6 protein-coding genes and 1 CRISPR repeat array are annotated in these 6,323 nt (G+C 50.7%); of the genes, 2 read left to right on the forward strand and 4 right to left on the reverse strand.

Going from position 1 to position 6,323, the window contains the following annotated elements; all coding sequences use genetic code 11:
- Positions 1-61: 61 nt before the first annotated feature.
- Both mnmE and B9Y58_RS12925 read left to right on the forward strand, forming a co-directional pair.
- On the forward strand, positions 62-1,414 hold the full coding sequence (gene mnmE, locus B9Y58_RS12920; RefSeq protein ID WP_233247977.1) for a tRNA uridine-5-carboxymethylaminomethyl(34) synthesis GTPase MnmE: 1,353 nt from the start codon (positions 62-64) through the stop codon (positions 1,412-1,414).
- The gene (locus B9Y58_RS12925; protein WP_073057661.1) at positions 1,404-2,276 is read left to right on the forward strand and encodes a GRP family sugar transporter; all 873 of its coding nucleotides are present in this window, start codon (positions 1,404-1,406) and stop codon (positions 2,274-2,276) included. The genes mnmE and B9Y58_RS12925 overlap by 11 nt, the downstream gene beginning before the upstream one ends.
- Positions 2,277-2,295: 19 nt before the next feature.
- Here the strand turns inward: B9Y58_RS12925 and B9Y58_RS12930 are convergent, their stop codons facing one another.
- The 4 genes from B9Y58_RS12930 to B9Y58_RS12940 form a co-directional block, all read right to left on the reverse strand.
- On the reverse strand, positions 2,296-4,419 hold the full coding sequence (locus tag B9Y58_RS12930; protein ID WP_073057659.1) for a glycoside hydrolase family 9 protein: 2,124 nt from the start codon (positions 4,417-4,419) through the stop codon (positions 2,296-2,298).
- A 104-nt stretch (positions 4,420-4,523) separates the two neighbouring features.
- Positions 4,524-4,682: a hypothetical protein gene (locus B9Y58_RS14625; protein WP_158278367.1), complete on the reverse strand. Its 159-nt coding sequence runs from the start codon at positions 4,680-4,682 to the stop codon at positions 4,524-4,526.
- A gap of 297 nt (positions 4,683-4,979) precedes the next feature.
- A complete protein-coding gene (locus B9Y58_RS14630; RefSeq protein WP_158278368.1) occupies positions 4,980-5,117 on the reverse strand; it encodes a hypothetical protein in 138 nt (45 codons plus the stop codon).
- A gap of 78 nt (positions 5,118-5,195) precedes the next feature.
- Positions 5,196-5,450: a hypothetical protein gene (locus B9Y58_RS12940; RefSeq protein ID WP_073057656.1), complete on the reverse strand. Its 255-nt coding sequence runs from the start codon at positions 5,448-5,450 to the stop codon at positions 5,196-5,198.
- A gap of 163 nt (positions 5,451-5,613) precedes the next feature.
- Positions 5,614-6,193: a CRISPR direct-repeat array (repeat unit 34 nt; unit sequence GTTGTGAATTGCTTTCAGATTTTCTAGTTTTACT).
- Positions 6,194-6,323: the final 130 nt, after the last annotated feature.

Consider the following 6,323-nt stretch of genomic DNA (forward strand, 5'->3'; position numbering starts at 1 on the left):
CCCTATTGCAATAATCAAATAAGAAAATATTAAAATACAATATGTCAATTTTCGTACATAAATGAAGGTCTTGGGTGCTTTTGCTATCTTTGCCGCCATGGATTCCCAGACGATTGTAGCCCCGATGACGCCTACGGGCGTGAGTGCCGTAGCGGCCCTCCGAGTGAGTGGTTCGCAGGTGCGTTTGGTGGTGGAACGCCTGTTTGGAACGAAGACTGCCAAGGCTCTTGTGCCCCGCATGGCAAACCTCGGCACGGCCCGCGACCCGGAATCGGGCAAGGTGCTCGATAGCCTCTTGTTCATTTATTTTGAATCGCCCAATTCTTACACCGGCGAAGACGTGCTGGAACTTTACCCGCACGGAAACCCGCTGATCGTGCGCGACTTGCTGCAGGCGATTCGCCGCATCGAAGGCGTGCGCCTGGCCGAACCGGGCGAATACACGCGCCGTGCCTTCTTGAACGGCAAGATGGACTTGACCCAGGCCGAATCGGTGGCCGACGTGATTCACAGCGCAAACCGCGCGGAACTGGAGAACGCTCACCGCTTGCTGGGCGGCGCGCTTTCGAAAAAGATTGCGACGCTCACGGCACAGGTGAAAGACATCTCGGCCCGCCTTGAACTCGACGTGGACTTTGCCGAAGAAGAAGCCGACCCCGATTTTGCAGGCTGGGAGACGCGCTTTGTCTCTATCCGAGAATCTATCCAGCAGATTTTGAACAGCTTCCGCGGAAAGGCGAACCTGAGCCGCTTGCCGCTGGCAGTTCTCTATGGCGCCCCGAATGCGGGCAAGTCGAGCCTAGTGAATGCACTCCTCGGCGAAGACCGCGTGCTCGTGAGCAATGTGCCGGGCACCACGCGCGACTTTGTCGAAGTCCGACTCTTCTTGGAAGGCGGCGAAATCCGCCTGGTCGATACCGCAGGCATTGCAGAGCATGCCACCGACGAACTCGATGCGCTCAGCATGAAAAAGTCCCGCGAGATTTTGGAAGAGGCGGACCTCAAGATTTTAGTCCTCGACGGTACGGATTCGACCGAGCCGGTTGTCCAGCCTGATTTTATAGTCCACTCCAAGTGCGACTTGCGGGAGTCCCTGCCTAAAACGGGGATCTGCATTTCGTCCAAGACGGGTGCGGGCCTTGCCGAGCTCAAGAGCGTCATGAATTCCGCCTTGTTCAAAAAACGTGAAAATGAAGAAGACCTCTGGATTACAAGCGAACGCGAAAAGGCATGCCTCGAAGACGCTTATGCCGGCGTGAACCGAGTGCTCCGCCTGCTCCAGACAAATCCGGCGGTGGAACTGTTGGCTTTTGAAATGCAATTGGTGCGTCGCGCTTTGCAAAGTATAACGGGCGAAATTTCGTCCGAAGACATTTTACAATCTATTTTCGCGGGGTTCTGCATTGGAAAGTAGTTATATCGGAGCTTTGCTTGCCATTTTCATGTTTGGCTCCTACATGGTGCCCCTTAAAAAATGGCCGAATTATTCAAGCTGGGCATACCTTTCGATGATGACCTTGGGCGCGCTTTTGAGTGCGCTTGTCGTGGCGTTCTATACGGGCACGTTCAACGTGCACCCGGTGGGCGTGTTTTGCGGTCTCTTGTGGGTCGTGGGCGGAGCCTTCTGTTTTTGGGCGGTGCAAGCCGAGGCTGATCTTGCGGGCGCTGGCGTGCGTTCCATGGGGGTGAGCATTTTGGCTTCGTTCCTTTCGGGCGTGCTCCTGTTCGGCGAACAGTCCAAGTTCTTCCTCTCGATTCCGGCGATTGCATGCTTTTTGATCGGGCTTTCGCGCTTGTCGCCGTCGCATGGTGGTTCCGTATTCAAGAACTGGCGTTCGCTTTTGGGCGGTTTTGCCTTCGGTACGTACCTGATTCCCTATAAGCTTGCGCTACAGTCGGGCCTCTCGATGACCGATGTTGAATTCCTTTGCCCGTTTACCATCGGTATTTTTGTCGGCAGCCAGGCACTGATTGCCGTGCTTGAAATTCGCCGTAAAAAGATGTTCGAATACAAGCTTGTGCCGAGCGTTGTTACCGTTTTGATGGGTGTGCTCTGGACGGTCGGCATGCACGGCTGCTTCTGGGCTATCGATGTGAACGGCGCGCTCGGTTATGCCATCGGTTATCCGCTCACGCAGCTGAACTTGCTTGTAAACCTCGGCTGGGGCGTGTTCGTTTTCGGTGAATACAAAACGGCCCGCGAACGAATCAAGTTGCTTTTGGCGACCTTCATCATTTTAGCGGGCGCTGTTTTGCTGACCCTGTCGAAGGGCTAGCCGGGGCGTTTGCCCTCTTTTATTTTATCACAATCTTCTTTGCTCCAAAGCCGTCAACCTTGACCATGTAGATTCCGCTCTGCACGTTGTCGAGGTTCAGCGTTGCGTGTCCGGCGGTAAGCTTTGCGGTCGCAATTTCTGCGCCATTGATTCCCAAGACGTGCACCTTTGCGGTACCGCGGGCGTTTATCGTAAGCGTGCGACCCTGAGTCAGCACCGAGAACTTTGCACTTGCGATGGTCTTAGGCTTGATTGCATCAGGGTTGTATAGCTTAATCGGGTTTTCATCGTAACGGGTGGCAAGTGCCATTAGGTACCAGGTACTATGCGGTAGCCACTGTTCCACCCAACGCCAGTTGTTCCACGGTTCTTTGGGATCAAAGCCTACGTAGGCAACGCCATCGTCATCCCAGGCGATTCCCGAACCGTCCGTACTCTTGCCGGTAATGCCGTTTGCGATGCCTCCCTTGAGGGTTGCGTCATAGTCGGAGGTGCCGTCGTACTTGGCGGGGTTCTTTTTTCCGATGCCGTACATCATGCATGTGCCGTAAGGGTTCTTGCCCAAAATCCAGTCGAGCTGGTCGGTTGCGTACTTGTTGATGTTAGTGTCGAGGAGGCTTAAATCACTTGCGACAAGCGATGCCGCTGCTGCAAGGCTTGCGATACGGGCGTCTTCGCCTTGCCACCAGTACTTGCTTTCGTTGTCGTGCGGGATAAAGAAACCATCCTTGATGTTTCCGCCAGTTTTGTATGTCTGACGGGCGTAACCGAACGGGTTTTCGACCTTGTTTGTAATGGAGATGAGCCAGCTCAAGTGCTTGCGAACGGCAGATAGTGCTGTCTTGTAGATAATTTCACCGTTGGTGGCGGAACAGTCAAATTCAGGGGGGCAAGGTTCGCGTGCGATTTGCATTTCCGCTTCCAGGAATCGCATCAAGGCAATCAGCGGGAGTCCTGCGTCGCTTGCGTGCCAGAACGGACGAGTCTTCGCGTCGTCGCTCCAGAAATATCCATCTTCGCTAATGCGGGCGGCGAGGTGTCCAGCGCGGCTTTCCATATCGTCCATGTAGGAGGCTTTTCCCGTAGCGAGGAACAGTTCCGTTGCCGCAAGGAGTGCGGTGTAGTCATCAATGATGTTTTCCTTGCCGTCGTCGCAGTAGGCGCAATTGCTACCGATGCTTTGCTTTTCAGAGAGGTGTGCATAAGCTTTCTCGGCTGCAGCGAGGTACTGTTCGCTGGTGTAATCGCCTTTGACTCCAAGTTTTGCCACGCGGGCAAGGCCGGCAATGGCCATGCCGCCGCCTTCGCGGAATGCCGTCTGGTAATTATTGCTCTTGACGCCGTCGGAACCGCTAAAGGCGCAAAGGTAGCGACTTCCCATGCCCCAGTTGTCGAATACAGTCATGTAGAAGAATCCCTGTTCGTCAAGCATGCGTACCAAGAAGTCTGCGCCGTAGGCGGCTTCGTCTGCGGTTTTTGCCTTGGTGCTTGTAGACGCGAGTAGCTCCGGAATGCGCTCCGCTGTAAAAGCGAGAGCCCACACCGTTAGGGGAATCTGTTGCGGATTCAAATAGTTGGCGTAAGATAGATGACTCAGGTACTTGCTCACGTCGCCGCTAGCATCGTACCAGCCGCCGCGAACATCGCGCGTAACGCCCGAACTCCCGTAAACGGAAACCTTCTGGTCCCATTCGGTAATGGGAGCCTTGTCGGCGCGGTCGTCGTAGAAGTAGTCCAGCACCATGCCGAGGGTGCTCTTGGCAAGCTGGTTTCCGCCTACAGAGAATTCCGCTGATGTGGATGGGCTGCCTGTGACATCGCCGATATAGTACGTTCCTGCGTACATAAAACTGTAGGGAATTTCGATGCGATAGTATTTTCCGCTTTTAGACCAATTGTCGGGATTTTCGCCTTTGCCAAATACGCCCTCCGCTAAAACTTGCGCGGGTAAACCTTGAGTTTGGGGCATGTTGTCGCGATTAAAGTAAAGGCTCCACTTGGTTCCTTCGAGTTCTTCGGTACTTTGTACTACGGCCGAAAATGGCATGCCCAAGTCGTAGCCCGCCTCGTTAAGGAAAAACGTGTTGTCCGCGAATGCGGAAGCCGCAATCGCAAAGGGGAGGATTTTGCAAATGGTATTCATGTTCCTAATATAATTTATTGAGTTCTTGAAATCAACAAGGAATCAGAAAAGTGTGAGTGGATAAAAAAACGGCCCGTAGGCCGTTTGTAAAAATAAAGTTAGAATTATAATTTTCCGAGTTCCCGGAGCATTTTCTCGTACTTTTGAGCACGGGCCTCCGCAGCATGGGCTTGTTCCCTTGCTTCGTAAAACCGCTTTTCAGCATCATCTGCACGCTTGCGTTCAAGGTCAACGGCAATGTCGATTTCCTGTTGCCAAGTCATATAGCGTTTCCTCGTTTCGTTGTCCGTCTGATACCATTTGACCAATCGATCGATATTTTCTGTTTCTGGGGAATTCGGCTTCCTTGTGGCGAAGTACTCCATATATTCCCTAATCGATTTCTCGGCGATGTCTCGGTACTTGTTAAATATATAAAAGTTCTTGAAACAAAGATCACCTAATTCGGTTTTCGGATTATCGACCTCGAGGTTCTTGAACCTGTAGACTGCTTTCCCCTGCCCGAAAATGTCCTCGGGGCACAGGTATACAAGACTTAGCAACTTGTTGCTTAGTCGATGTTATCCTCTATGGGGAAACACGATATAGAGTTCTTTCAGGTTGTAGTATACTTCACCCTTATTCAGAGCCTCGCTATCGCACATGGCCTGATAATAACGGGATCTTTTGGGAATTTCCTTGGTGTCTTCCATCTGCATTTGACGCCTTTGGCGTCTGCAACTACGGCTCAGTCATAATAAAATGCAAGCATTTTATTGCGACGTTCGCCTTGTATGCTATTCAATATCGAAACTGCGGAGCATCTCTCCGCTCGGCCCCGTTTCCTTTACAAAGACGTCGTAGCGGATTCCCTTGTAGAACGGGCTTACTTCGACAGTCTTTTCGGGCTCGGGATCCCTGAGCTCATAAATCTTGATGCCGAGAACCGCTTCAAGGAAGGGGTGGGCGATTTCCTTGTGACTGAACACCATTGCAAACATGAACCGGTCCGTAATGGGAAGCTGTTCAAAAGGCGTGCGTTTGTTTTCCATTTTCAATTTCGCAACCGGAACGCGCCGATTTTCGCGAATAAGGAGACGATCCCTATCTATTACTATATACGCCACTTTTGAAAAAAGTGTCTGATTTTTGCCCTGGATATAGAAAAACTTGCTATAACAACCGCGCAACTTATGCGCTGCAGTTGATTTCTGAGTTGTGAATTGCTTTCAGATTTTCTAGTTTTACTAGAGCAATGACAACAGATTAGTAAAAACACGCCTACCACGCTTTGTTGTGAATTGCTTTCAGATTTTCTAGTTTTACTAGTGCAATGACAACAAGTCCGCGAAGTTTGTCACGCCCGTATCAGTTGTGAATTGCTTTCAGATTTTCTAGTTTTACTAGTGCAATGACAACCCGCACGCTCCGCTGGGTGCTGGTCCGCAAGTTGTGAATTGCTTTCAGATTTTCTAGTTTTACTAGTGCAATGACAACCTTCGCGAAATTCAAACTCTTCACGTCCCAGTTGTGAATTGCTTTCAGATTTTCTAGTTTTACTAGTGCAATGACAACTCGAGTACGCAGACATAACGTCCTTATCCTGTTGTGAATTGCTTTCAGATTTTCTAGTTTTACTAGTGCAATGACAACCTAGAGGGCAAAACAAATAAAAGGGATACAGTTGTGAATTGCTTTCAGATTTTCTAGTTTTACTAGTGCAATGACAACATTATAAACATCGAAACGATCAACATCATAGTTGTGAATTGCTTTCAGATTTTCTAGTTTTACTGTAAGCTTCCCCATAATTGTAAGCTTCCCCATAATTGTCAGCTACCCATTTTTAGGACTGGTTTAAAGTATACAAAATCACCCGGTTCTCATCAACCGATACTCCATTGGAGCGAGGTTGTTTAAGGAGT

It is taken from the genome of Fibrobacter sp. UWB15, from assembly GCF_900177705.1.
GTDB lineage: Bacteria > Fibrobacterota > Fibrobacteria > Fibrobacterales > Fibrobacteraceae > Fibrobacter.